At 32.3% G+C, this 25,284-nt stretch carries 22 protein-coding genes; 12 read left to right on the top strand and 10 right to left on the bottom strand.

Features of this window, described 5'->3' with window-relative positions; translation table 11 throughout:
* Nucleotides 1–51: 51 nt before the first annotated feature.
* A complete protein-coding gene (locus JN168_RS09005; RefSeq protein ID WP_082039225.1) occupies nucleotides 52–1,188 on the bottom strand; it encodes a CapA family protein in 1,137 nt (378 codons plus the stop codon).
* A 282-nt stretch (nucleotides 1,189–1,470) separates the two neighbouring features.
* Here JN168_RS09005 and JN168_RS09000 point away from each other — a divergent pair, with 282 nt between their 5' ends.
* The 3 genes from JN168_RS09000 to arsC are packed head-to-tail and all read left to right on the top strand — an operon-like array spanning nucleotide 1,471 to nucleotide 3,491.
* Entirely contained in the window at nucleotides 1,471–1,791 is a 321-nt protein-coding gene (locus JN168_RS09000; RefSeq protein ID WP_042739844.1) for an ArsR/SmtB family transcription factor, read from the top strand.
* Nucleotides 1,788–3,077, top strand: a complete 1,290-nt coding sequence (gene arsB / locus JN168_RS08995) for an arsenite efflux transporter membrane subunit ArsB (protein ID WP_042739845.1) — start codon at nucleotides 1,788–1,790, stop codon at nucleotides 3,075–3,077. Before JN168_RS09000 ends, arsB begins: the two co-directional genes overlap by 4 nt.
* Nucleotides 3,078–3,089: 12 nt before the next feature.
* Nucleotides 3,090–3,491, top strand: coding sequence for an arsenate reductase (thioredoxin) (arsC, locus tag JN168_RS08990; protein ID WP_107527811.1), 402 nt, complete (start codon nucleotides 3,090–3,092; stop codon nucleotides 3,489–3,491).
* Between the two features lie 351 nt (nucleotides 3,492–3,842).
* Here the strand turns inward: arsC and JN168_RS08985 are convergent, their stop codons facing one another.
* A complete protein-coding gene (locus JN168_RS08985; RefSeq protein ID WP_042739847.1) occupies nucleotides 3,843–4,055 on the bottom strand; it encodes a TM2 domain-containing protein in 213 nt (70 codons plus the stop codon).
* 175 nt (nucleotides 4,056–4,230) lie between these two features.
* On the opposite strand from JN168_RS08985, the gene JN168_RS08980 reads away from it, so the two are divergent.
* On the top strand, nucleotides 4,231–4,785 hold the full coding sequence (locus JN168_RS08980; RefSeq protein WP_042739848.1) for a GNAT family N-acetyltransferase: 555 nt from the start codon (nucleotides 4,231–4,233) through the stop codon (nucleotides 4,783–4,785).
* A 105-nt stretch (nucleotides 4,786–4,890) separates the two neighbouring features.
* Here JN168_RS08980 and JN168_RS08975 read toward each other — a convergent pair whose 3' ends face one another.
* Entirely contained in the window at nucleotides 4,891–5,829 is a 939-nt protein-coding gene (locus tag JN168_RS08975) for a 1,4-dihydroxy-2-naphthoate polyprenyltransferase (RefSeq protein ID WP_042739849.1), read from the bottom strand.
* 186 nt (nucleotides 5,830–6,015) lie between these two features.
* Here JN168_RS08975 and JN168_RS08970 point away from each other — a divergent pair, with 186 nt between their 5' ends.
* The 5 genes from JN168_RS08970 (at nucleotide 6,016) to JN168_RS08950 (ending at nucleotide 11,302) form a co-directional block, all read left to right on the top strand.
* On the top strand, nucleotides 6,016–7,368 hold the full coding sequence (locus JN168_RS08970) for an isochorismate synthase (RefSeq protein WP_042739850.1): 1,353 nt from the start codon (nucleotides 6,016–6,018) through the stop codon (nucleotides 7,366–7,368).
* A complete protein-coding gene (menD, locus tag JN168_RS08965; protein WP_229367103.1) occupies nucleotides 7,361–9,043 on the top strand; it encodes a 2-succinyl-5-enolpyruvyl-6-hydroxy-3-cyclohexene-1-carboxylic-acid synthase in 1,683 nt (560 codons plus the stop codon). The genes JN168_RS08970 and menD overlap by 8 nt, the downstream gene beginning before the upstream one ends.
* On the top strand, nucleotides 9,030–9,836 hold the full coding sequence (menH, locus tag JN168_RS08960; protein WP_279525788.1) for a 2-succinyl-6-hydroxy-2,4-cyclohexadiene-1-carboxylate synthase: 807 nt from the start codon (nucleotides 9,030–9,032) through the stop codon (nucleotides 9,834–9,836). Before menD ends, menH begins: the two co-directional genes overlap by 14 nt.
* Complete coding sequence (gene menB / locus JN168_RS08955) at nucleotides 9,829–10,647, top strand: 1,4-dihydroxy-2-naphthoyl-CoA synthase (protein WP_042739853.1); 819 nt, start codon at nucleotides 9,829–9,831, stop codon at nucleotides 10,645–10,647. Before menH ends, menB begins: the two co-directional genes overlap by 8 nt.
* A gap of 205 nt (nucleotides 10,648–10,852) precedes the next feature.
* Nucleotides 10,853–11,302 (top strand): MarR family winged helix-turn-helix transcriptional regulator, encoded by a 450-nt coding sequence (locus JN168_RS08950; RefSeq protein ID WP_042739854.1) that lies wholly within the window; start codon nucleotides 10,853–10,855, stop codon nucleotides 11,300–11,302.
* A 112-nt stretch (nucleotides 11,303–11,414) separates the two neighbouring features.
* Here the strand turns inward: JN168_RS08950 and JN168_RS08945 are convergent, their stop codons facing one another.
* Nucleotides 11,415–12,575 carry an aminotransferase class I/II-fold pyridoxal phosphate-dependent enzyme gene (locus tag JN168_RS08945; protein WP_229367104.1) on the bottom strand — a complete coding sequence of 387 codons (1,161 nt, stop codon included), beginning with the start codon at nucleotides 12,573–12,575 and terminating at the stop codon, nucleotides 11,415–11,417.
* Between the two features lie 116 nt (nucleotides 12,576–12,691).
* Nucleotides 12,692–13,696, bottom strand: a complete 1,005-nt coding sequence (locus JN168_RS08940) for an acyltransferase family protein (protein WP_042739856.1) — start codon at nucleotides 13,694–13,696, stop codon at nucleotides 12,692–12,694.
* A 198-nt stretch (nucleotides 13,697–13,894) separates the two neighbouring features.
* On the opposite strand from JN168_RS08940, the gene JN168_RS08935 reads away from it, so the two are divergent.
* On the top strand, nucleotides 13,895–14,314 hold the full coding sequence (locus tag JN168_RS08935; RefSeq protein WP_042739857.1) for a MarR family transcriptional regulator: 420 nt from the start codon (nucleotides 13,895–13,897) through the stop codon (nucleotides 14,312–14,314).
* 112 nt (nucleotides 14,315–14,426) lie between these two features.
* On the opposite strand, the gene JN168_RS08930 is transcribed toward JN168_RS08935, so the two are convergent.
* The 4 genes from JN168_RS08930 to JN168_RS08915 all read right to left on the bottom strand — a co-directional run bounded on the left by JN168_RS08930 (nucleotide 14,427) and on the right by JN168_RS08915 (nucleotide 21,039).
* Nucleotides 14,427–18,515: a glucosaminidase domain-containing protein gene (locus JN168_RS08930; protein WP_279525787.1), complete on the bottom strand. Its 4,089-nt coding sequence runs from the start codon at nucleotides 18,513–18,515 to the stop codon at nucleotides 14,427–14,429.
* A 228-nt stretch (nucleotides 18,516–18,743) separates the two neighbouring features.
* A complete protein-coding gene (locus JN168_RS08925; RefSeq protein ID WP_042739858.1) occupies nucleotides 18,744–19,169 on the bottom strand; it encodes a GNAT family N-acetyltransferase in 426 nt (141 codons plus the stop codon).
* A gap of 63 nt (nucleotides 19,170–19,232) precedes the next feature.
* A complete protein-coding gene (locus JN168_RS08920) occupies nucleotides 19,233–19,703 on the bottom strand; it encodes a DUF2538 family protein (protein WP_042739859.1) in 471 nt (156 codons plus the stop codon).
* A 22-nt stretch (nucleotides 19,704–19,725) separates the two neighbouring features.
* Nucleotides 19,726–21,039 carry an LCP family protein gene (locus tag JN168_RS08915; RefSeq protein ID WP_042739860.1) on the bottom strand — a complete coding sequence of 438 codons (1,314 nt, stop codon included), beginning with the start codon at nucleotides 21,037–21,039 and terminating at the stop codon, nucleotides 19,726–19,728.
* A 359-nt stretch (nucleotides 21,040–21,398) separates the two neighbouring features.
* On the opposite strand from JN168_RS08915, the gene JN168_RS08910 reads away from it, so the two are divergent.
* Together JN168_RS08910 and JN168_RS08905 are read left to right on the top strand one after the other, a co-directional pair.
* The gene (locus JN168_RS08910; RefSeq protein ID WP_279525786.1) at nucleotides 21,399–23,057 is read left to right on the top strand and encodes a phospho-sugar mutase; all 1,659 of its coding nucleotides are present in this window, start codon (nucleotides 21,399–21,401) and stop codon (nucleotides 23,055–23,057) included.
* Nucleotides 23,058–23,077: 20 nt separating this feature from the next.
* Nucleotides 23,078–24,280, top strand: a complete 1,203-nt coding sequence (locus JN168_RS08905) for a serine hydrolase domain-containing protein (RefSeq protein WP_279525785.1) — start codon at nucleotides 23,078–23,080, stop codon at nucleotides 24,278–24,280.
* A gap of 88 nt (nucleotides 24,281–24,368) precedes the next feature.
* On the opposite strand, the gene rihC is transcribed toward JN168_RS08905, so the two are convergent.
* Nucleotides 24,369–25,283, bottom strand: coding sequence for a ribonucleoside hydrolase RihC (gene rihC / locus JN168_RS08900; protein ID WP_042739863.1), 915 nt, complete (start codon nucleotides 25,281–25,283; stop codon nucleotides 24,369–24,371).
* Nucleotide 25,284: the final 1 nt, after the last annotated feature.

Here is a 25,284-nt window from a genome sequence, read left to right as displayed (position 1 = left end):
ATATCGTTAATAGAGATAATTAACCTTTACACTAACAATACGTTCATAATGCTAATAGCTGCTATTGTCTAAAAAACGTTTATCAATAACATTTGTCGTAATTTGTTGTAATTGTGATTTAGACATATTAGCATTTCTTTGATATTGCAAACCATGTTGATTAGCTAATTTATTAGGATAATCATTTAACATATAAACTTTGAAGTGATGCCTACTGTCATCATTATATGGAGCAGTCATTTCATAATGATTAACGATTGAGCGCCATTTTACGTCGGAGATTTTAGTGTCGTTATGATTATTTGCAATTTTAAATTGAATACTGCCTCCTAAATGATTACTTTCAGTCCCTGTTTCTTGGCCATTTAAAAAGTTGCCGAGAGAATAAGCGACTAATGTCTTATGGTTTTGGGTACCTTTAACCCATTCAACAGGTTGTATTACATGTGGATGCATACCTATAACGACGTCGACATTTTGTTTGGCTAAGAATTTAGCATATTCCTTTTGTTTTTTACTTGGCTTGTGGCTGCCTTCCTTACCCCAATGCATAGAAATGACAATAAAATCACTATGTTGTTTTGCTTTTTTTATATCTCTTTTGATTTGTTTCTTGTTAATATATTTTATTTGATAGGGCAATTTGGGTGTTAAATTATTTGTGCCAAATGTATAACTTAACATGGATACTTTAGTATTTTTGATGTTTATGGTAGGTGTTTTATTATAATCGTCCTTACTTTTAAACATACCAGTGAATAGTGCTTTATCTTGGTATTTATGCCATGTTGATAAACTGTTATTGATACCACTAGTGCCTTGATCTAAGGAATGGTTGTTTGAACCATTAATGAGATTAAATCCAGTATCAATTACAGCTTTTGCGACTACAGAAGGGGTATTAAATCTTTTAAAACCTGAAAATGGGCGATCATCACCACCTAGAGGTGATTCTTGATTAATATATGCAAGGTCTTTGTCTTGTATGTAAGGAGCAATAGGTCGGTACATTTTTTGGAAATTATATGAATCTTTTCCGTTATTAGCATCTTGATAGACAACTGGATGTATTAAATTATCACCTACAGCTATAAAATCAATTTGTTGTCGTTGATGATTGATTAACAAGCTGATAAACATCCAACAAGTTATTACGAATATCAGAATGTATGTAAATATTCCTTTCATCGTGTCACTCCTATAATTGTGAATAATAGCTATTTGCATTGATACCATAATCTATCTGTTAATTAATAAAGTTACTTATATAAATCAAGCAGTTATTGAATTTGAATCACAATTTAATGTTGTTAAAATACATTACCCATAAAATTAAGAAATATAATAATTAGGTGACTTTTTTATTAAAAATAATTTTAATATCAGTTCTAGTGATCTATTAATTTAAAAAGTATATAGACAGATATCTATATAGATGATAATCTATATAGAAGTATGGAGGTGCTATGATTGGCATATCAAAAAATTGCAAGGCTGTTAAAGGTATTAGCAGATCCAAATAGACTCGAGATATTAGATTTATTATCATGTGATGAGCTTTGTGCACATGATTTATTAGGGCATTTTCAATTTTCTCAACCTACATTGAGTCATCATATGAAGGCGTTATTAGATTCTGAACTAATAACAATGCGTAAACTAGGCAATAAACGGATGTATCAATTAAATCATAAGTTGATGACTGAAGTGACTGAGCATTTGGATAATATAAACACGAATCATGTACGTTGTATTTGTAATGATATCGATAAAGGTGAGTGTAGTTCATGACTGTGTTTGCAATTGTCTTGTTTTTAGTGACTTTATTTTTTGTAATTTGGCAACCTAAAGGGTTAGATATTGGTATTACGGCGATGATCGGTGCAATAATTGCCATTATAACAGGTGTAGTGAGTTTCTCAGATGTATTTGAGGTGACTGGAATTGTTTGGAATGCGACGTTAACTTTTGTCGCAGTAATATTAATTTCTCTAATACTTGATGAAATAGGTTTCTTTGAATGGGCAGCATTACATATGGTCCGGGCATCGAATGGTAATGGTCTAAAGATGTTTATTTATATAATGGTATTAGGGGCGGTCGTCGCAGCATTTTTCGCTAATGATGGGGCAGCGTTGATATTAACACCGATTGTGTTAGCAATGGTTCGGACACTAGGTTTTAATAAAAAAGTTATTTTCCCATTTATTATCGCAAGTGGTTTCATAGCAGATACTACATCGTTACCACTGATAGTTAGTAATTTAGTGAATATAGTATCGGCGGATTATTTTGATATTGGTTTTGTGGAATACATGGCACGAATGATAATCCCAAATTGCTTTGCATTGATAGCAAGTATCATCGTTCTGTGGTTATATTTTAACAAATCAATTCCAAATTCATTTGAAACGAAACATATTGCAGAACCTGTAACGGTAATAAAAGATATGAAATTATTTAAATTTTCATGGGTTGTCCTGATTATATTATTGATTGGTTATTTAATAAGTGAATTTATTCAAATACCAGTTTCAATTATAGCTGGTGTGTGTGCTTTATTATTTATATTATTAGCCAGACGTTCAGCTGCAGTGAATACTGCGACGGTAATTAAGGGAGCACCTTGGAATATCGTTGTTTTTTCAGTAGGAATGTATTTAGTAGTATATGGTTTGAAAAATGTTGGCATAACAACGTTATTAAGTAGTTTGTTAAATGATATTGCTCATTATGGCTTATTTGGTAGTGTAATGGGAATGGGCTTTATTTCTGCAATACTTTCATCTGTTATGAATAATTTGCCAACGGTACTGATTGATGCTATTGCGATAGGGCAATCAAATGTAACAGGAGTGTTAAAGGATGGCATGATATATGCAAATGTCATTGGTTCTGACTTAGGTCCAAAGATTACGCCTATTGGTTCTTTGGCTACATTGCTTTGGTTACATGTATTATCACAAAAAGGTGTCAAAATATCTTGGGGAACATATTTTAAAACAGGTATTGTAATAACAATCCCAGTGTTGTTTTTTACGTTATTAGGATTATATTTAACACTTATTATATTTTAAAGGAGAAATAAAATGAATAAGAAAACGATCTATTTTATATGTACAGGTAATGCTTGTAGAAGTCAAATGGCAGAAGGATGGGCACATAAAATTTTAGGTGATAATTGGAATGTTTATTCTGCAGGAATTGAGACACATGGTGTTAATCCGAAAGCAGTAGAAGCTATGTTAGAGGTAGGTATCGATATTTCAAATCATACCTCGGATTTAATTGATAGTGAAATATTGAACCAGGCTGATTTAGTTGTTACGTTATGCAGTGATGCTGATAACAATTGTCCTGTATTACCTAAGCATGTGACTAAGCAACATTGGGGATTTGATGATCCAGCTGGACAGGATTGGACAAAATTTCAAAGCGTACGTGATGAAATAGGAGATAGAATTCAACAATTCAAATTAGAAAATAGTTAGTATAGTGTTCAAATTGCATTTTAAATTAAAATTAGCTATCTTTTTAACTTAAATGTGTGTTTACTTATTAATTAGTTAGTTGCATATATATAAAAATACAAAACACCGGATGAGACATTTATAGTGCCTCACTCGGTGTTTTTATGATTTATGATATATAATGGTTGGTTTATTTTTTACTTATTAAATTCTTTATCGCCTTTACTATATAACTTACAGCAATAGCTCTAAATACACGTTTGATAATATTTCCCATAGGTAGTACCCCCTTAACAATTATGCAATTTATTCAAAATGTTATATATAAAAGTACATACCCGTTTTTTGTTATTTTAACTAGTATATTATGATTTATTTTTCAAATGAAATTAAGCCATTATCATCAGCTTTTTTGAAAAATATAGTAATAATCCCACTTATAATTGCGATAATATATGGAATCCCTGTCCAAAAGAACACTAAATGGAGCATACCTTGTAACAATTGATTGGAATAAAATTTGTGAACGCCTATCCAGCCAAGAAAGAAGCATAATACAACATATATCACTTTGTTAACTTTCACGATCTCTTACCTCTCTTTGAATAATAATAAATAAATTATCTTATAAATTAGTATAAACAACAATTAAAAACTATTAAGTGTGAAAATTAGTGACATTGTAAGTAAGAACTTCGAATTTTAAAATAATTTCAGATATAATAATAGGTGATTAAATGTGTAAATGAGGAGAGCAATTATGATTAGAAAGGCACAACCTAAAGATAGACAACAGTTAGCGCAATTATGTTATATCATATGGGAAGAACTAGAAATTCCGTTGGTACGTCATGTGCAAAAGGAGCGTTTGTTGCAAATTATAGAGCGCAGTATGATTGAGGTACCTTATAGGGGACATATAGACAATATTTGGGTTTATGAAATAGATGGAGCAGTTGCAGGATGTTTAATTGCTTATCCAGGTGATAAGGAATTAGCATATGAAAATGCTTGGCTCGAGCTAGAATTGGATGAAGATGTCTCACGTTTGGGGACGCCAATGCCAACTAAAGAAGCAAGCGATGATGAGTGGTACATTGAAACAGTGGCAACATTTGCAGAATACAGAGGTCAAGGAGTTGCTACACAATTGATTAAACATGTAATCAATACAGCACCTGACCAAAAATGGAGTTTAAATTGTGATTTAAATAATTCTATTGCTTTGAGTGTATATAGTAAGTTGGGTTTTGCAAGTGAGCGTCAAATAGACTTGTATGGTCATATGCATCACCATATGATTTATACGCAATAATATAAAAGCAGCCGGCCTATTGACTAAAGGTACCGACTGCTAAATAACTCGTATTAAGTTGTTGTATCGCTTGTATTATGAGTTAAGTGAGATGGAACTCTAAAATTAAATACCACCCAGTAATGCGCTGATATAAATACCTAGTGCATATAAAACACCGAAAAATGTGTTGGTTTTACCTGTTGCTGCCATTGCAGGCATCATTGATTCTGGCGTGTCATATTTTTTGAAACGTCGAACAGCCTTTATTGGTAAAGGGAATGAAAGCAACGCTAATAAGAAGAAAATAGAGCCACCAGGTTTGAAAAATGTTATATAGATTACTAGAACATATGCGACGATATACATAAATGCTAAGAAATAAATCGAGAAGCGTTTGCCTAAAAGAATAGGTAACGTTTTACGACCGCTTTCTTTGTCTTTAACACGATCTCGGATATTATTGGCCATATTAATTAAACCAATCGTTATAACAATTGGAATACTGATCCAAATCGCTAAACTCTGAATATTTTCTGTTTGAATAAAGAATGAAATTAAAATAATAAACATACCCATAAACACACCAGAAAATAGTTCGCCGAATGGAGTCCATGAAATAGGGAATGGTCCACCCGTATATAAATAACCAACGGCCATACAAACGAGACCAATAGGTAATAACCAGAATGAACTATTCATTGCAATGAATATACCTAGTAATGCGGCAATGATATAAAATGCAATAGCTAAATTCATTACACGCTTTGGCGTCATTCCGTTGCGTACAATCGCACCACCGATTCCCACGGAAGTATGATCGTCTAGCCCTTTTTTGAAATCATAGTATTCATTAAACATATTAGTTGCCGCTTGAATTAATAAACAAGCAAGTAACATCGCTAAGAATAGACTAAGGCTGAGATGGTCTTCGCTGCCTAATAAGAAAATCTTTGCAGTAGCAGTACCTACGAGCACTGGAACGACAGCTGCTGTTAATGTATGTGGTCTCATCAAGTGCCAATATTTTTTGACAGTTGAATATTGTTGATATTGAGATGCCATAGTGTAAATACCTCTTATCCTTTAAATTAATAATATTTTATCAAATCAATTTTAATAGAAGATGTTATTTAGGTCAAATAACGTAAAATTAGTACAAACGAATTAAGCTCATATCCGTACACACATTGTGAAAAGTGGTACAATATTATAATGAGTGAAAACTGATAAATGAAAGAAGTGAAATAGATGACATTGGACGTCAAGGAAAGTGAAATTGTCGAAGCGGTATATGAGAGTAAGCATACTTGGGTTTCAGTTGAAGCAACATTGGACTATGAATTAGACCCGACTGAATTATTTCATATAACAGAAGATAGTGCAGGTGACCGTTTTTATTTTAGAAAAAATGACAACGAAACTTCATTCTTTGGCTATCATGCTATTAAGAGGTTTAAAAATGACTTTGAAAATAAACAGTCTATTTTCAGAGAATGGGAAAAATATAAAAATGACATTGCTTTAATACATCCGAGTTCTACAAAGCATCATCTTAAGATATGTGGAGGATTTCAATTTTCTTCTCATAAATCGGGAGATGAATGGCGTGAATTTGGTATCAATCACTTTATTTTACCTGAAGTGTTGGTAACAATGGAACACGGGAAATCATATATCACTTATACTGTTGAGACAGATAAATTTGAAATTGAAACATTTTTAGCAATTATTGAGAAATTAACTCAACCGAATATTTCACCAGATTTTGAACGTGGAGAGATTAAACGCATCGAAGATATATATAAAGATGAGTGGCGTGATTTAGTTAAAGATACAATCGATATTTTAGACGAAAATAAAAAAATTGTACTTGCGCGTAAGCGAATGATTCAATTTGATAAAGATATAAACATCCCCTATATATTAAAACAAGCAATACAAGGTGAACGAAATAGCTATTTATTTGTTCTGGAATCACAAGGAAGTGTATTTTTCTCACAAACTCCAGAACAATTAATGGAAGTGAATGACGATGTATTATCAACTAAAGCTGTTGCAGGGACGATTAAGCGCACGCATGAAGATGCAATCGATAAAGCAAATATTGATGCATTCTTAAATGATGAAAAGAACTTAAATGAACATCGTTTTGTTGTTGAAAGTATATTGCATGATATTAAACCATATGTTGAACATATTGAATTTAATAAAGAACCACAAATTTTAACTAATGATCATTTGTATCATTTATATACAAAAATCAAGGGACAATTAATTGATGAGTCGTATATTGGTTTGTTGGATAGTTTGCATCCAACCCCTGCGTTAGGTGGCTTTCCAAAGAAAGAAGCCATTGAGTATATTGAACAAAATGAATTCGGTACACGAGGTTTGTATGGCGCACCAGCTGGTTATATTGATATGTATGATAACTGTGAATTTATTGTCGCGATTCGTTCGATGCTTATTAAAAAGAACCAAGCTACATTATATGCTGGTTGCGGTATTGTATTTGATTCGGATGCCGATAGTGAAGTTGAAGAAACAGCGGTCAAATTTAATCCTATGATGAAGGCTTTAGGAGTCGATGATTATGAGTAAGCATATTGCAGCTTTAACCGATCAAGTATTTACTTTTGTTTCAGAATTATATGCATATGGTGTGCGAGAAGTAGTAATTAGTCCTGGATCACGCTCGACACCGCTAGCAATAGCAATTGAGGCGCATCCGTTAATGAAGTCTTGGGTTCATCCAGATGAACGTAGTGCGGCATTTTTTGCGCTTGGATTGATAAAGGGTAGTGAGAAACCTGTTGCGATTTTATGCACTTCTGGGAGTGCTGCTGCTAACTATACTGCAGCTGTCTCAGAGAGCCAATTAAGCCATTTGCCACTAATTGTATTAACGAGCGATCGTCCTCATGAGTTGAGAGGCATTGGGGCACCTCAAGCTATTAATCAAACGAATATGTTTGAGAACTTTGTTAACTATCAATTTGATTTACCAATAGCGGATTCAGGTGATACTGCTAATCATATGATTCAAACGATACAATTTCAAATGCAGAAGGCAAGTCAATATTTATTTGGACCACATCGAGGGCCAATTCATTTTAACTTACCATTTAGAGAGCCATTAACACCTGATTTAGACAAAGATTATTTATTAACAACTGAAACGAAACAATTACCGCATTATCAAAAAACGACTAGTTTAGATAACATTTTAAATATTGTACAAAAACGTAAAGGCTTGATTATTGTCGGTGATACACAACATCAAGATGTTACACAAGTCCTAACATATTCGACTATTCATGATGTGCCCATATTGGCTGATCCATTAAGTCAACTTAGAAAGGAACATCATCCGAATGTAGTTACAACGTATGACTTGTTGTATAGATCAGGTTTAGATGTTGATCCGGATTTCATTATTCGTGTTGGCAAGCCTGTGATTTCTAAAAAGTTAAATCAATGGTTGAAACAAACGGATGCATTTCAAATATTGGTACAAAATAATGATGTTCCAGATGCTTTTCCTATTCCACCTAGCATATCATTTGAAATGTCAGCCAATGACTTTTTTAGACAATTGTCTGAAACAGCGACAGTCGAACGTAAGCGTTGGTTAGAAAAATGGCAAACCCTTGAAAAGCAAGCTCAAGTTGAGGTTAAGGATTACATTAAATCTGCAACAGATGAGGCTGCCTTTGTAGGAAATGTATTAGATAAATTGACTAACGAAGACGCTTTATTTGTGAGTAATAGTATGCCTATTAGAGATATAGATAATTTATTTATGACTTGTGAAGCAAATATCTATGCTAATAGAGGAGCAAACGGTATAGATGGTGTGATATCAACGGCTTTAGGTATGGCAGTCCATAAAAAGACGACACTCTTAATAGGTGATTTGGCATTTTATCATGACATGAATGGCTTATTAATGTCTAAGTTAAATGATATAAGTCTAAATATTATTTTATTAAATAATGACGGTGGTGGCATCTTCTCTTATTTACCTCAGAAGGATGCAGCTGATCAGTATTTCGAACGTCTATTTGGAACGCCAACTGGTCTAAACTTTGAACATACGGCATTACTTTATGACTTTACATTTGAAAGGTTTGAAAGTATAGAGTCATTTAAATATGCTGCTCTCTCAAATTTTGGCGCACATATTTATGAAATTATAACGGATAGACAGGATAATTTAGAACAACATCAAAAATTATATAAAAAGTTGAGTGATATTATCAATGTTACATTATAAATTTCATCAATCACAACAAGATTCGAAAAAGCTATTAATTATGTTACATGGCTTCATAAGTGATCAGAGTACGTTTGATGAGCATTTAGAGACCATGTCAGAAGCTGTTAATATCTTGACCGTTGATTTACCAGGACATGGTCAAGATGCATCTGATAAAGATAAAGTGTGGGATTTTGACTTTATTTGTAATGAATTAAATGATACATTGGCAAATTTTACAGATTATCAAATATATTTGCACGGTTACTCAATGGGAGGCAGAATTGCACTGTATTATGCTTTAAATGGTGTAGTTAAGCTTCAAGGATTACTGTTGGAAAGTACTTCATCAGGATTACAAGAAGATGCAGCAAGAACAGAACGTCAGCAAGTTGATTTTGCTAGAGCCAAGGTACTGGATATTGCCGGATTGGAAATATTTGTAAATGATTGGGAAAAGTTACCATTATTTTATACACAATATGATTTAGATAAGGAACTAAAAAAACGTATTAGAAAGATGCGTTTAAGCCAAGACCCAAATCGTTTAGCCAAAGCATTGCGAGATTATGGCACAGGAGTAATGCCAAATTTATGGCCAATGATTTCACAAATTACAACACCTACTTGTATAATAGTTGGTGAATTAGATAAAAAGTTTTGTAAGATAGCTGAGTCTATGAAACAATTGATTCCACAGAGTGATATCTATGATATTTCTAAGAGTGGTCATACAGTTCATGTGGAACAACAGCAAGAATTTGATAAAATAGTATTAGGTTTTATTCATAAGGAGGAGCAAAATGACTAGACAGTGGGAAACATTAAAAGAATATAAAGAGATTAAATATGAATTTTTTGAAGGTATTGCAAAGGTTACGATTAATCGTCCTGAAAGAAGAAATGCCTTCACACCAAATACTGTACAAGAAATGATGGATGCATTTTCTAGAGCTAGAGATGATCAACGTATTTCAGTGATTATTTTAACTGGTGAAGGTGACAAAGCATTTTGTTCAGGTGGAGACCAAAAAGTGCGCGGCCATGGTGGCTATGTTGGTGACGACCAAATTCCTCGTTTAAACGTATTAGATTTACAAAGATTAATACGTGTTATACCAAAACCAGTCATTGCAATGGTAAGAGGTTACGCAATTGGTGGCGGTAACGTATTAAATGTTGTTTGTGATTTAACGATTGCTGCAGACAATGCAATCTTTGGTCAAACTGGACCAAAAGTGGGGTCATTTGATGCTGGGTATGGTTCTGGGTACTTAGCTCGAATCGTTGGCCATAAAAAAGCGCGTGAAATTTGGTATTTATGTCGCCAATATAATGCACAAGAAGCCTTAGATATGGGTCTTGTAAATACTGTTGTACCTTTAGCAGATGTTGAAGATGAAACAGTAAAATGGTGTCAAGATATCATGAAACATTCTCCAACTGCATTAAGATTCCTTAAAGCAGCAATGAATGCTGATACAGATGGATTAGCAGGTTTACAACAAATGGCTGGAGATGCAACATTACTATACTACACAACTGATGAAGCTAAAGAAGGTAGAGATGCCTTTAAAGAAAAACGCGATCCAGATTTCGATCAATTCCCTAAATTCCCATAATATTGAAAAAGATTAATCCATAACTGGATTAATCTTTTTTTATGATATATCAAAAATATATTAATTAATTTCTTAAATTAGACTTTGTAGGATTGAATTGCTTGTGTAAATTGAGTTTTATAAACTTCTTTTCCTATTTATTATTATATTTGACTAAATTTAAACTATATATTAATATTATAATAAAAGGATTGAGGAGAGAACAATGACATCAACTGTAGATAATAAAATGCGAAAAGAAATGTGTTATCTGTTTTATATAACTAGTAAAGAAGTTGTTAATCGTTTTAATAGATATTTAAAGCAGTATGATATTAGCTTTCCAAATTACATTGTATTACTATATATTGAAAATGATAAACCAATATATATTAAAACATTATGTGATGAATTATATCTAGACTCAGGTACAATTAGTCCTATAATTAAAAGACTAGAGAAGAAATCATTGATCAAACGTATGAGAAATGAAGATGATGAACGTAGAGTAAAGGTACAATTAACTGATAAAGGTATAGAATTAAAGGAACATTTTAACCAAATTAGTGAAGATGTAATTAGTCAGTTTAATATGAATGATGATGAGTCTTTTGCGTATCATGACATGTTAAGAAACTTTGCAGAGCGTAATATTTATAATATAGAAAAGAGATAAACAGATCGTGCATTTATTAAAAAGCATATACATATTAAAGACACCACATTTACGAATAATGTAAACATGGTGTCTTTTTGATTTATTGAAATGTTGTGCTGTTTAAAAATAATTACTTGTAATATTGATTAATATAACTTTCTAATCTACGCATACCTTCTTTTAACGCATCTAATTCATATGCATATGAGATACGAACATAGCCTTGTCCAATATCAGTAAACGAAGATCCAGGAACCATGGCAACATGTGCCTTTTCCAAGACATCTACACAAAAATCAAAGTCATTGTCAGTGAATTGCTTGATGCTAGGGAATATATAGAATGCGCCTTCAGGTTTTGCGTCTAATTCAAAGCCTAATGCTTCAAGACGTTCGATTAAATAGTCACGACGTTCAATATATGCTTCATTCATATATTGTGGCGCTTCTAGTCCTTCGTTTAAAGCAGCAATGCATGCTATTTGAGCAGGCACATTTGCACAAATACAATTATATGCGTGCATAAATGTTAGCTTTTCAATTAAATATTCTGGGCCAATTAAAAAGCCTATACGAATACCTGTTGCTGAGTGTGACTTACTCAGGCCACCAATTAATAATAATTGGTCGCGTAATTGGGTGAATTGAGCAAATGATGTATGTTCTCCAGAAAATGTATTTTCAGCATAAATTTCATCACTAATTATAAATATTTCCTTGTCTTGTAAGGACTGAGCTAAAGCTTCCACTTCATTATAACTTAATGTGACACCAGTTGGATTGGTTGGATAATTTAGCAAAATGGCTTTTGTATTTTGGGTTATATGTGATTCTATTAATTCTGGAGTTAATTTGAAGCTACTTTCCGTAGTATCAATAAAGACCGGAATACCGCCTAAAGTTTGAATTAATGGTATGTAACCAGCATATACAGGACCAGGAATTAAAATTTCATCCCCTTGATTTATAATGCTTCTTAATGCCGTATCTAAAGCTTCACTAGCACCATTTGTAATAATTATTTCCTCTGAATCATATGTAAAATGATAACGTTGTTCGAAATATTTACTAACACTCGTTCGAGTTTCTAGTAATCCTTTATTGTGCGAATAAGTCGTCTTATTCTCTTTAATTGCATTAATATAGGCATCCTTAACTACTTTTGGCATTGGAAAGTCAGGTTGGCCAATGGTTAAGTTAATACAATCATCGATATGTTTCATGCGATTTGAGAATTGACGTATACTTGGTGCCTTTAAAAATTTTGAGTTTTCATTTAAAGATAATTTCATTTATATTCCACCTCAAGAAAAAATACCGAATTGTAATCATATGTATGATTGTCGATACATTGTAAAGTATATCTATCATAACATATTTGAAATAATTACAATTCAGTATTTTAAAATTAACCCTTAAAGTTAGAAGGGGATTGTAAATTGATTATTGGGTTCGTCCATTTTGTTACAAACCGCGTAGATAATATAAAAACTATAAGTGTTGTAACTAAGACTAAATATACATAAGTAAGTGTTGAAATATCATCTTTAAATGGATATATTTTGTATCCACGTAGAACGCCTATAACTAAACCATGTAGTAAGTAAATATACATGGTTCTTTTACCTATGTATGTAAAGAATCTTTTTGTTTTAGGTACTAATATTAAAAATGAAAACATTGTAATTAATATTACAAAGTATAAAAGCAATCTTTTAACTGGACTATATAAATCTTGCTTACCTTCCAAAGAGATATATGGTGAATCTCCGAGTAACCAATCAGAATTGATAGGGTGAAGGTAATAAATTGTAAAGAACCCAGCCAATACAAGTAACGCTATTGGTATGAATTTTTTATTTCTAAATAGTTTAGTATGTTCAAATTTAAATAAGTAGCCCAAATAGAAAATTGGGAAGAACATAATTGTTCTTGAAAAACTCAAATACGTATCAATATCGTCTGAGTATCCGGCAAATAGAGATACAATAATTGCTATCGGTAAAACAATGTATGATTTATATTCCTTTACTATTACTAAAATAACATGGAAGAAAAATAGTGTGAGCAAGAACCATAATGCAAATACTGGATCAAATGGATCCATACTAACACTGTCTTCTTTGCCAGTTAAAAAGTAATATATCGAAAAGAATGCAAAGAATATAAAGTATGGAATTAATAGTTTTTTTGATACTTTTTCAATATATCTACCTTCACCAGCTTTTTTGGCAAAGTATCCTGATATAAATAAAAAACCAGGCATATGGAAGCTATATATTGTCAGATATAAAGATGATAAAAAACGACTTTCACCAGAATATGGTTGTAATAAATGACCGAATACGACGAGGAAAATCAATAACGCTCTTGCATTGTCAAAGAAGTAATCCCTGTTTTTTAATTGATTCATCATGATTCTCCTTTTGTTTACTCTGTAGAAATTAAATACTACTGTTACTAATTTATTATAAAATGAATGGGTTATGCAACGAAATAGGTCACATTGTAGATTTTTATTGTATATATACCCGAATAACATTATAATATTATAGAATAAAATAATTAAATATATAGATAGATAACAACTAAATAGTGGAGATGAAACAACATGTATAAACAGCTAGAACAATTAATCACATTAACAAGCAATGATTTAAACTTGGTAAGTAGACGCTTTGGTCAGCGTACAGATTTAACATCAGAGCAATTAGAAATGTTAAGAATCTTATATAGTTATGATGTATTATCGCAATATGATCTTACGATGAAAATTAACAAAGAACAATCCATTGTATCGAGATGGATAAAGAAGTTATGTAATATGGGTTATATTACTAGTAAACAATCAAGTCGTGATTTAAGATGTAAAGATTTAACGTTAACGGATGAAGCTAAAGCATTAGTACGACAAATCAATGAAGTACGCGTTGCTTTAATAGAAGCACGTTGTCAAAACTTAACAGCAGTGGATATAGAAAATTTAAATGCATTACTCAATAAGTTAAATGTCCATCATGCTCATATTTAGTTGATCTATTTGTAATAAGTCTTAAATTAAAAATTAAAGAGAACATGTATCCTACTACAAGGATACATGTTCTCTTTATTTAGTTTGTCATAAATTTTATGAAATTGAAGCTTTATTTATAAGTGTTTACATCAAAGTATTTACCTACTTTGTCCATTGAATCATAGAATGATTTAATTCTTGTAGCATTATGTTTGGCCCAAGCAACGTCTGTTGCATATTGGTGTACACCAGGATTATCAGGGTTCCAACGCATTTTATATAATGTGTTTTGTCCTTGATTGATATAAGAGCTTGCGATAAATTGTGCACCACCGACAATCGCTTTCTTAACTGAGTCCCAACCGTTATTTTTAGCAGTAATAAAGCCTTGCTTAACAGCATCGTGATCAACAGCGCCAATACCAAACATATTATAATATTTAGTAGGTTGGTTTGTAACTACTTTATTATTCACGACGTTGCCACCATTAGCTAGGGTAGATGTACCGTTACCAGTTTCTAATAAGGCATGTGAAATTAAATACACTTCATTGATATTATTTTCTTTAGCAGCTTGACTAAATGCAGCACCTTGACCTTCTAAGATACCTTTACCAACTAATAGTTTATTTAAATCTGTTGCATTAATATTTTGAGCTTTATCTAAACGTAAGAATTGGTATTTTTGAGTTGCATCTTTAACTAATTTGTTTGAATCCATCGCTGATTTGATTTCAGCAGAAGTTGCATCTTCCCATTTACCTGGTATGCGTTGGATTTGTGGTTTTGTATTTAGACCTTTTTGTAGCGCAACAGCTTGATCTAAAGTCATTCCAGTTGCATAGTATTTTACAAGTTCTTTGCGTAAATCAGCTGCTTTAATCCATACCGTTTTACCATTCGATAACTTACCATGATACCAAGTAATACCATTAATTGTTTGTTGTTCAAATACATCAAAGATACCTTCATAGAAGTCTCTTAATGAACCAGCACCTTTAGTAGCAGTAGGGTCTAAGTAATATTGGCCATTTTCATTATAGATAATGTAGTCATATTTGAGTGGTGTAGGGTTGCTTTGAGTTGTTGCTTGGTTTAAATCTTTAGCAGCAATCCAGCCTGTCTTGTTGTTTACATTTCCATAAATATATTCATCTTTATCAACAAATAATGATTTCGATGCATTAAATTTATTGTTACCAACTTTGTTTAAAGTATCAATTTGTTGTGCCTTTGTACCCCAAGGAATCGCATATAGACCATTGTTTGTAGGTTTAATTGTATATTGACCTTTTTTAGCTTCTGCCTTAGTTAAATTACGCGTATTAATATCTTTAGTGTTAACCCAACCGATAGGTGTTTTTTGGTTTGTATTCTGAATTAATACATACGTATTATCGCCTTGAGTACGTTGCTTTGAAATCGTGTATGTCTTACCTGAGAATTTAGAAGCATCTTTACCTTGCTCATCAAATACTGTTGTCTTGATTCCAGAATTTTGCGTATTTAATTGACCAATTTTGCTTACATTTGTTGTTTTATTTACAGTGTTGTTTGCTTTTGTAGCTTCTTTAACTTGGATATCTTTAGTAAGCATCCAACCCATATTTGTATTCGTCTTATTATCTGTAATTAAGTAAAATTGTTTACTACCTAGTGCAGCTTTTTTACTTAGTTTAAATGTTTTACCATTAACGTATGATTTTTGTACACCTTGCTTATCATAAACAGATGTATAAACACCGCTATTTGTTTTATTAACTGTACCTTGTTGGTTTGTTAGGTTAGTTACAATTAATTTATTTGTATCAGTAGAAGGGGTTGTAGTACTGTTTGATGTTAATTTACTTAAACTTACCCATCCAGATACTTTATTAACTGTGCCATAAAGGTAGTTTGTTTTGCCAATTTGTTGTTGTTTCGTTGCTTTAAATGTTTGTGCAGATTTACCAGATACTGTGCCTACCTTTTGTGAACTTGTTCCCCAAGGTACGCTGTAAAGAACTTCGCCTGGTTTTATCTTGTAGCTCTTATTAATTTTAGCAACTGATTTTGCAGTGTTATAATTCACATCATTTTGTTTAACCCAACCAATTAAATTACCTTTATTATAATCTGATACTAAATAGTATTTTTCTTGGCCTAGAGTAGCTGTTTTTGTAACTTTTAAGGTTTGGTTTGTACGGTTTGTTGCTTTACCATTTTTGTCATATACAGTTGTGTAGACGCCATTGTTTTTACTATTGATACGTCCTACACCGCTATTTGTCTTAACGGATAATTGTCCTGTTTTAGGTGTGTCATCTGTGTTCGTACTACCACTATTATTTGATGATGTAGTACCCCAATCCGCAGCTTGACCAGTTTGGATTAAATACTTTTCATATATTAAATCATATAATTCATCATAACTGTAATTGTGCGCTGCTAAATAACCATGAGGGTCACTGTGATCCGTGCCACCTAAATAAGTACTTACAGCTTTGTGTGTCCACACTGTTCCAGCACCATCATATTCAGCGCTATCAGGTTTCAAACCATAGTAACGTAAATTAGTTGCGGCATAATCAGCATAGTTATTGATAGAGCGCGCAAATGAATCATAATCATGTGTGTGTACTAATTCAACATGAATGAAACGTTCGTTAGCAGGAGCACCTGCACCCCAAGCTAAATAATCTGTATTCGCAGTTTCAATAATTCTATTACCGTCAACATACGCATGAACGAAAGCACTATTGTAATTATTCTTCATATAGTTAACTTCGCCAGTAATTGTTGAATTATCATTTGCTGTATCATGCATAACGATTCCTTCAGGTTTACCATAGCGATAGTTATATTGTGGTAAATAACTAGCAATATCTTGTTCATAATTTGGTGCCGTAAAGTTATTTTTACGGATATAATTATTGATTGATGAATTGACTTGTGGTGTATATCTTTGCAATGTTGACTTAGTAGTTGCTTCTTTTTTAACTGCAGCACGTGTAGTTGTAGCTTGTGAAGTATTCGCAGTGTAATTAGCAGTTCTTAACATAGGTGTTACATCAGATGTAGTGTCTTCATCTGTGTCGTTGTTTGATGTTACTGCTACCTTTCTTGCAACTGGTTCAGTAGTTGTAGTTTGCTCATTTGACTCTAAAGCATTGTCTGTTGAATCTGATTTAGTAGCTACTGCAACAGCGCCATCTTCATGATTAGTTTCTAATGCACTGTTGTTATCATTAGTGTCTTGAGTTGAAACTGTTGAATCAGCACTGTCATTAACTTGCTTCGCGCTTACTGTTGAATCACTAGAAATTTGCTCATCAGTAGTATTTTCATCTTGTTTCTTTGCTGATGTATCCTCTTCATTATCATCTGATTTCACTTCATTTGTTGAAGTAGAAGCTTGATCAGAATTAGCATCATTCTCTTGTGTTGCAACATTACTGTTTGATGTAGTTGGAGCTTCGTCTTGTTGTGTTGCTTCAACATTAGTGTTATTTGTATCAAGTTGTGCTGACTGTTTAGTTGTATCTTCAGTACTTTGTTGTTCTGAAGTTGCACTTTGTTGTTCATTAACTGAGCTTTCTGAAGTATTGCTGTTAGTTGTCGCATCTTCAGTTGCATTTGAGTCTTGAGACTTCATATCTTGAGATTCAGCAGATGAATTCTCTTGAGTGGTTGTATGATCAGCTGTTGTTACATCTTTAGAAGACATATCTTCTTGAGTTGAGCTTTCATCGTTAACTTTAGAATTTTGTTGATCAGTTGTTGTTTCATCTTTAGAAGACATATCTTCTTGAGTTGAGCTCTCGTCGTTAGCTTCAGAATTTTGTTGATCAGCTGTCGCATCTGATTGTTGAGTTGTAACAGCATCAGTTTCTGAATTTGAAGCTGTTTCATTTGTGTATGTATTTGCTTCTTCTGTTGAGTCGCTGTTTAAATCATCTAGAAGTGCATCATAATTAGATACTTGATCAGCATCTTGTGACTTAACTTGCGTAGGGTCTTGGTAGGCCTGTGTTCCAGAAATATTAGTTGTTGGTTTACTAATTTCTGCTTGAATTTGCTTACCTTGTTGTTGAGTTTGCTCATCGTTTAACACATTTTTATTTTTTGTTTGATCTTGTGTATTTTCTGCTGCATGAGCATGATGAGTTGTCAAAGCAGTACCTGCAAACGTAAGTGCTACAATTGATGGTACTTTATAAGTAAACTTTTTATTAATCATTAAACTGCCCCTTTAACAAAATTATTTAGTGTCATTATAATACGTCTAAAGTATGAGTTGTTTAATTTCATCATTTTGTAATATAAAATTAATCTTATTCAATGTCGGATAATTAAGAAAATATTAATTAAAGCGTTATAACGCTTTAATAATATATTGTTATAAAATTACACTATATTAAATATTACAAATGATAAATGAAGTTTAAATGTAATTCTTAGATTAAGTTTATTTTATAGATTTTTTCATGGCGATATGTTCAATACCTTCTTCCAAAAATACTGAACCATATGAAAGATAACCTATTGATTCATAAAATGCTTGAGCGTGACATTGTGCATTAAGTTTAACTGTATCGTAACCTTCATCAACAGTGGCATGTTCTATGGCTTGCATGAGTTGTTTGCCATACCCGTGTTTACGGTACTGCTTTAGAATAGCTACACGTTCTATCTTCGCCACATTATCTACATTTCTAAAGCGAGCTGTCGCAAAAGGGGTTCCGTGTTGGTCGTATCCAATAATATGTGTGGCGATGGTTTCAAATTCATCTATTTCATTATCAATAGGTACGCCTTGTTCTTCTACAAAAACTTCTTTTCTAATGTCTAACGCATCATTCATCATTTTCTCGTTTCTTACAATTTCAAACATATTTTTATCTCCTGACTTGTGATTATTAAAAAAACCCTACCGTTTATACGATAGGGTAGTAGCTTACTGTGCATTTTTTCTAACGATTGCAGTATATTGCCAAAAAATACGCATTTGTGCAATATTCCAATTATTCATTCCCATTGTATAACCTGATGGTTTGAAAAGATGGACATCTGTTACTTCTAAAGCAGCTGCAATTAAATATTGGATAGGTATACTGATTTGTTTCATTGTTTCTGTAATACCGTTTTGATCATAAACCCATGTAAATGGCAATTCAGATTCAAACACATCTACTTTATCAAATATTTCTGGAAGGGCAACAATGTAACATGCACCGTCAACAACTGGATTTTCATCACTATCTTTATAGTAAATACGCAATGCTTCATAATTTTCACGATGTTCATGGTTTACATAGAAAAATTCATTTCTAAATAATGCCATATCTTTACTGTGAATCAATTGTTGTTCTAAAACATTGAACATCCCATTAACGTGTGCAAGTTTTTCATATGTTTTTCGCGACATCATTTGAGCTCCTTTCTACAGATTAATATTGGTTAGTAGGCACGTCTCCGGTAGGCGCTTGTTGTGAAGGTTCTGCGGATGGTGCCTGCTGTTGATTTACATCGTTTTGCTGTTGTTGGTTAGCGTCTTGTTGTTGATCAACGTCACTTTGTTGAGAATTTGATTGATCTTGACTTGAGTCATATTGTTGGCTGGTATTGTCTTGTGTTGAATCAGGCGACTCAGTAGAATTATTTTGTTCGGTAGATGTTGAATCTTGTTGATTGTCACTATCATCTGAGCTATCGTTTTGATTTTTACGCAATAAGCTCTTATCAATTTCTGTCTGTGGTACGAGTGTACCATAAAAATCTTTCACACGTTTATTTAAAAAGTCATCTTTATCTTTAATTTTTGGTAAACCTAAGTCTTTTCTTAATAAGTTGGATGTACTCATAATACTTTTAAGGCTAGGATTATAATAATAAATACCATCTAAATAATCATCTTCACCTTTAAGTTGCTTACTTTTAATATCGATATCATTTTGTAAATATTTAGTTGCTAATGCCTTTACTTCTTTGGAACTAAAATTGTGCTTCGAATTATCTCCGACGATTTGAATGACATCGTCTAATTTATCAAATGAATCTAATTTTTGAGCTTTTGCGAATAATATCTTCAATAAGTCCATTTGTCTTTGACCACGTTTTAAATCAGAGTCATGGTGTCTTGTTCTAGCTACAGCTAGCGCTTGATCACCATTTAATTTTTGGTAGCCTTTCTTGACTTTAATCTTTCCTGTATCATTCGTGTTTGGTTCATTTATATCGTATGGTACTTTATAGTAAATACCACCAAGTTCATTGACTGCATCTACGAATGCTTCCATATTAATTCTAACGTAATAATCAACTGGAACGTTTAGTGTTGCTTCTACTGAGTCCATTGAAGCAGTAGGGCCACCGTATGCGTGCGCATGTGTAATTTTATCGTAGAATCCGACTTTTGGAATATAACTAATTGTGTCTCGAGGAATGCTTAGCATTCTGATTTGGTTTTTATCTGCATTAAAAGTGGATAAAATCATTGCGTCTGTTCTTGAATGTTCAGTAGTTTGCCCATTTTTCTCACGCCCACTATTTTCATCGATACCTAAAAATAAAATAGAAACCGGGTCTTTTGAAGGATTCACCTTTTCGCTACGAATATTGGATTGTCGCGAAGAATCTCCATTGTTAAATGAATTTTCAAAAGCACCTTGGGATGATTTTAATAAAATAACAGCAAATATTACTGGAACAACTACAAGAATTAAAGATAGAAATATTAAAAAATATTTAAAAAATTTATTCATGTTTGAAGCTCCCCATGCATATGATTTGTACATATTACTATATTTTTCTGAAAGTTATAGTTCTTTTTAACTTTGTTAAATTATTGTAAAGAAGAAAATGTACTATAACTTATAATTTTATAACTAACATTAAAAAAATTCAACTAAGAATATAGTCGTAAATTTAAGGAATTTTGTTTAAGTTAAAAAATAGGGGTAAACAATAATTTTGCACAACTAAGATTTATTGTTAAATAATTGATGGCACGTCTGAAAAATGATTTCTTTAAAGACATACGATATAATGATAAATATATTAATATTAAAATATGAAAATTATTATTAACCTTGTGTGATTGATATAAGGAGGAACTCAGAGAATGAAACAACTATGGTTAGATAAATTAGATGAGAGTTTAGTTAAACCATTTTATAATGAACAAACTGAAACAGAAAGAGCTGCAGCATTTGAAGGTGACTTAACGTTTGGTACTGCTGGCATAAGAAGTACATTTGGATTAGGTCCTGCTAGACTTAATGCATTTACAGTGCGTAAAGTTGCTTTGGGACTTGCACAGTACTTAAATGAGCAGGTAACAGGTGCGAATGTAGTCATTCACTTTGATACTAGATTATTATCTAAGGCATTTTCACAAGAAATGGCCAGTGTCTTAGCTCAGAATGGTGTAACGCCAATATTAGCAAAAGATTATAAGTCAACGCCTGAATTATCATTTGCAGTTAGACATTTAAAGGCTGATGCAGGCGTAATGATTACAGCGAGCCATAATCCTAAAAATTATAATGGTATTAAAATATATGACGCAAAAGGTGGCCAGTTGTTACCGGAACAATCAGAAGAACTCAGCTCATACATAAATCGTATACAATCTCCTTTAGAAATTGAAAAAGGTGACTTCGAACAACAAGTCGAGCAAGAGAAAATTTTATATATTAATGAAGATTTGACCAATGCCTATAAAGAAAATGTAAAGCAACTTGTTGGTTCAATCGATATTAAAGATTCTAAAGTTGTTTTAACCAGTCTACATGGTACAAGTTTACCAGTTGTATCCGAGATATTATCAGAACTTGAATACAATAATTATGTTATAGAGACAGAACAATCGTTACCGGATGGTAATTTTCCAACTGTTGCAATTGCGAATCCTGAAGATGAAGCAGCGTTTGAGCGTGGTTTAGCATTGGCAAATGAAACTGATGCACAAATGATTATTGCAACAGATCCAGATGCTGATCGCCTTGGATTTATTGAACGATATGATAATCATAATTATCGTTATTTCAATGGTAATGAAATTGGCTTGTTATTAATGAAATTAAGATTTCAAGATTTAGCTGATGCAAACAAGTCTCAATTTATTATTAAATCAATAGTTACAAGTGAATTAGCAGAGAGATTAGCGCTTGCATTAGATGTTGAAGTAAATAATGTCTTAACTGGCTTTAAATTTATATCTCATCTTTTAGAAGAGAAGGAAAATAAAAATGAACAACAACTATTACTAGCATTTGAAGAAAGTCATGGTTACTTAGCACAAACGATTTCAAGAGATAAAGATGCAATTCAGATTGTACCTCTATTAATTAAGTATAAGAATTTGCTTGCTAATAATGGTTTGACATTCAAAGATGAGATGGAAGATATTTATAAAAATATTGGTGCATTTAAGGATAGAACACTGGCGCCATCTTTTGAAGGGAGAGAAGGTGTCGAAAAAATTAATCGTATTATGAATTACTTTAGAAGTAATGAACTTTCAACTTTATGTGGTTTAGAAGTTAAAAAGGTTGAAGATTATGAATCAGGATATTTAACAGATAAAGTAAAGGGAACAACAGAATCATTAACACTTCCTAAAGCTAATTTAATCAGATTTGTTTTTGATGAAGGATTCATTGCATTAAGACCATCAGGTACAGAACCAAAAATGAAAATTTATTTCTCTTTAAATGTAGAAGATATCGATAAAATATCAACTGAATTTGTGAATCAATATATTGATTCAATAAAATAAGACGTATAGAGGCAACATGAATGACAACAAGAACAATTATACGTACAATTATTGCAGTTTTTTTGATCAATGGCATTTTCCTAATGGCTTATTACACAAGCATACAGGTATTTCACAACAAAAATGAAACACGCATCACGAATAATCAGCAACAGAATTTAGATAGAAAAAATAATGAATCACATATAACCTTAAAGCTTCCGACAGTTATGAGTAATTCTCCGCAAATTAAGGATATTGATCATTATTTGAGTGAAAATGAATATAACGGAACGGCAGCAATATATGAAAATGGCCAATTGAAGTTAAACAAAGGTTACGGTTTGCAAAACTTTACAAAAAATCGGACGAATAAGCCCGACACAATGTATTTAACTGGCTCTGTACAAAAACTAACAACTGGTATAATGATTAAGCAACTTGAAGAAGAACATAAAGTTGATATAAATCAATCTATCGAAACGTATATACCATGGTTTAAAACAGATAAACCAATTACCGTCAAACAGTTAATTTTTCATAAGAGTGGTTTAGCAAAATATAAACCTAACTTAAAATACAAAAAGTTAGATGATGCTGTCACTGCAATCCACAAACAAGGCATAGATGAGGCTTATTATAATAAGTATCGTTATAATGATGCGAATTATTTAGTGCTTGCACAAATTATCGAAGCGATCACTGGTAAATCTTTCGAGGAGAATTTTGATCAACGTTTGTTAAAACCATTACATTTACAACATACTGCATTCTATAATAATCCAAATTTCAAGTTTAAAATGGCAACGGGTTATAAATTGAATGAAGGTAGTGAGCAACCACATGCACAACGTACGAAATATTTAAATCATTATTATGGTGCTGGTAATCTTTATATGACGCCACTAGATATGTGTAAATTAGTCTATGGTTTACAAAACAATCAATTTTTCAATAGCCAAGTGACAGGGCCATTAATTCATGAAAGCTACACAAAGTCGTATCCAATTCCATATAGATATGGTTTTTATACTTTTGCTGATAAGAATAGGATAAATGGTAAGTTTTTTGGACAGACGTTCACAGTATATTTTAATAATCGTTATATCATTGTATTAGGTTCTAACTATGAGACATTTGATTTTAAAAATGAAAATTTATTAGAATATATATACAAAAATATTTTGAATCAGATCGGTACTTATAATGAGGTGGGTGTTCCTTATCAAGTGGGCAATCAATAACTTTATGTAAGTATTTATGATGAAACAAAACAAAAGGTTAAGACAATGAGATAAAATTGTCTTAACCTTTTTGTATATGATTAGTATATTAGATGCAATGTTGGAGGGAATCTATAAATAAATTTTTGAAAATTTCAGGATCAATTGATAATACAACAGTACAATTTGGCTGTGGTGATTTAAAATCAGTCACAGTTGCACCTTTAGTTAATTGGCCTGATACTTCTATTTGTACATTTGCTTGAGCTGTTTCAAATTTGTCAGGATGTAATAAATAGAGAATGGTATAAGCATCATAAACGTTTGTACCTTTCTCAAAATCATCGCCACGATAATGTCTGAATAATTGATGTAACATTTTGCCAGTTTGATTTAACTGATTTAATTGATTAACAGTAGCATGACTGAGTGTAGAACTTCTAGCAACATCTAGACCAACCATAGTAATGGGTAGGTTTGAATTAAAGACAATTTGTGCAGCCTCAGGGTCACAGAATATATTAAATTCTGCTAATGGTGTAATATTTCCTCGACCAGCACTGCCGCCCATGAGCACGATTTGACGGATATGTTGTTTTACTTCTGGATATGTAGAGAGTAGTAGTGCAATATTCGTAAGTGGTCCAATAGGTACAAGTGTGATAGGGGTGTCACTTTGTAACAGTAATGTTTTCATTGCTTCTACAGCATGAACATCACTTATGGCCGATTGATCAATAGCAGGGAAGTCATAACCATTCATGCCAGACTCACCATGGACAACACTTGCATCAACGATATCTGTTAACAATGGATGTGCAGCGCCTTGATAAACCGGTACATCGCTATTGAAAAATTGTTTGAGTTTCAAAGCATTTGCAGTAGTTTTATCAATTCCTACATTTCCATTAACTGTGGTAATCATTTTTACATCTAATTCAGGATGGTTCAGCGCAATGCTAATGGCAGCAGCATCATCTATACCTGGATCAGTATCAATAATAATTGGTAATTTATTAGACATT

Origin of the sequence: Staphylococcus gallinarum, from assembly GCF_029774255.1 — a bacterium.
Classification (GTDB): domain Bacteria; phylum Bacillota; class Bacilli; order Staphylococcales; family Staphylococcaceae; genus Staphylococcus; species Staphylococcus gallinarum.
This window is presented reverse-complemented; position numbering and strand designations above follow the sequence as displayed.

What these genes read in the sequence shown, in the direction of transcription:
- rihC (WP_042739863.1), bottom strand. Translation starts at nt 25,283, where the DNA reads ATGTCTAATAAATTACCAATTATTATTGATACTGATCCAGGTATAGAT.
- JN168_RS09005 (WP_082039225.1), bottom strand. Translation starts at nt 1,188, where the DNA reads ATGAAAGGAATATTTACATACATTCTGATATTCGTAATAACTTGTTGG.
- JN168_RS08970 (WP_042739850.1), top strand. Translation starts at nt 6,016, where the DNA reads ATGACATTGGACGTCAAGGAAAGTGAAATTGTCGAAGCGGTATATGAG.
- JN168_RS08910 (WP_279525786.1), top strand. Translation starts at nt 21,399, where the DNA reads ATGAAACAACTATGGTTAGATAAATTAGATGAGAGTTTAGTTAAACCA.
- JN168_RS08930 (WP_279525787.1), bottom strand. Translation starts at nt 18,515, where the DNA reads ATGATTAATAAAAAGTTTACTTATAAAGTACCATCAATTGTAGCACTT.
- JN168_RS08925 (WP_042739858.1), bottom strand. Translation starts at nt 19,169, where the DNA reads ATGTTTGAAATTGTAAGAAACGAGAAAATGATGAATGATGCGTTAGAC.
- JN168_RS08940 (WP_042739856.1), bottom strand. Translation starts at nt 13,696, where the DNA reads ATGAATCAATTAAAAAACAGGGATTACTTCTTTGACAATGCAAGAGCG.
- JN168_RS08975 (WP_042739849.1), bottom strand. Translation starts at nt 5,829, where the DNA reads ATGGCATCTCAATATCAACAATATTCAACTGTCAAAAAATATTGGCAC.
- JN168_RS08980 (WP_042739848.1), top strand. Translation starts at nt 4,231, where the DNA reads ATGATTAGAAAGGCACAACCTAAAGATAGACAACAGTTAGCGCAATTA.
- menD (WP_229367103.1), top strand. Translation starts at nt 7,361, where the DNA reads ATGAGTAAGCATATTGCAGCTTTAACCGATCAAGTATTTACTTTTGTT.
- JN168_RS08950 (WP_042739854.1), top strand. Translation starts at nt 10,853, where the DNA reads ATGACATCAACTGTAGATAATAAAATGCGAAAAGAAATGTGTTATCTG.
- JN168_RS08905 (WP_279525785.1), top strand. Translation starts at nt 23,078, where the DNA reads ATGACAACAAGAACAATTATACGTACAATTATTGCAGTTTTTTTGATC.
- JN168_RS08915 (WP_042739860.1), bottom strand. Translation starts at nt 21,039, where the DNA reads ATGAATAAATTTTTTAAATATTTTTTAATATTTCTATCTTTAATTCTT.
- JN168_RS08945 (WP_229367104.1), bottom strand. Translation starts at nt 12,575, where the DNA reads ATGAAATTATCTTTAAATGAAAACTCAAAATTTTTAAAGGCACCAAGT.
- menH (WP_279525788.1), top strand. Translation starts at nt 9,030, where the DNA reads ATGTTACATTATAAATTTCATCAATCACAACAAGATTCGAAAAAGCTA.
- arsB (WP_042739845.1), top strand. Translation starts at nt 1,788, where the DNA reads ATGACTGTGTTTGCAATTGTCTTGTTTTTAGTGACTTTATTTTTTGTA.
- arsC (WP_107527811.1), top strand. Translation starts at nt 3,090, where the DNA reads ATGAATAAGAAAACGATCTATTTTATATGTACAGGTAATGCTTGTAGA.
- JN168_RS08920 (WP_042739859.1), bottom strand. Translation starts at nt 19,703, where the DNA reads ATGTCGCGAAAAACATATGAAAAACTTGCACACGTTAATGGGATGTTC.
- menB (WP_042739853.1), top strand. Translation starts at nt 9,829, where the DNA reads ATGACTAGACAGTGGGAAACATTAAAAGAATATAAAGAGATTAAATAT.
- JN168_RS08935 (WP_042739857.1), top strand. Translation starts at nt 13,895, where the DNA reads ATGTATAAACAGCTAGAACAATTAATCACATTAACAAGCAATGATTTA.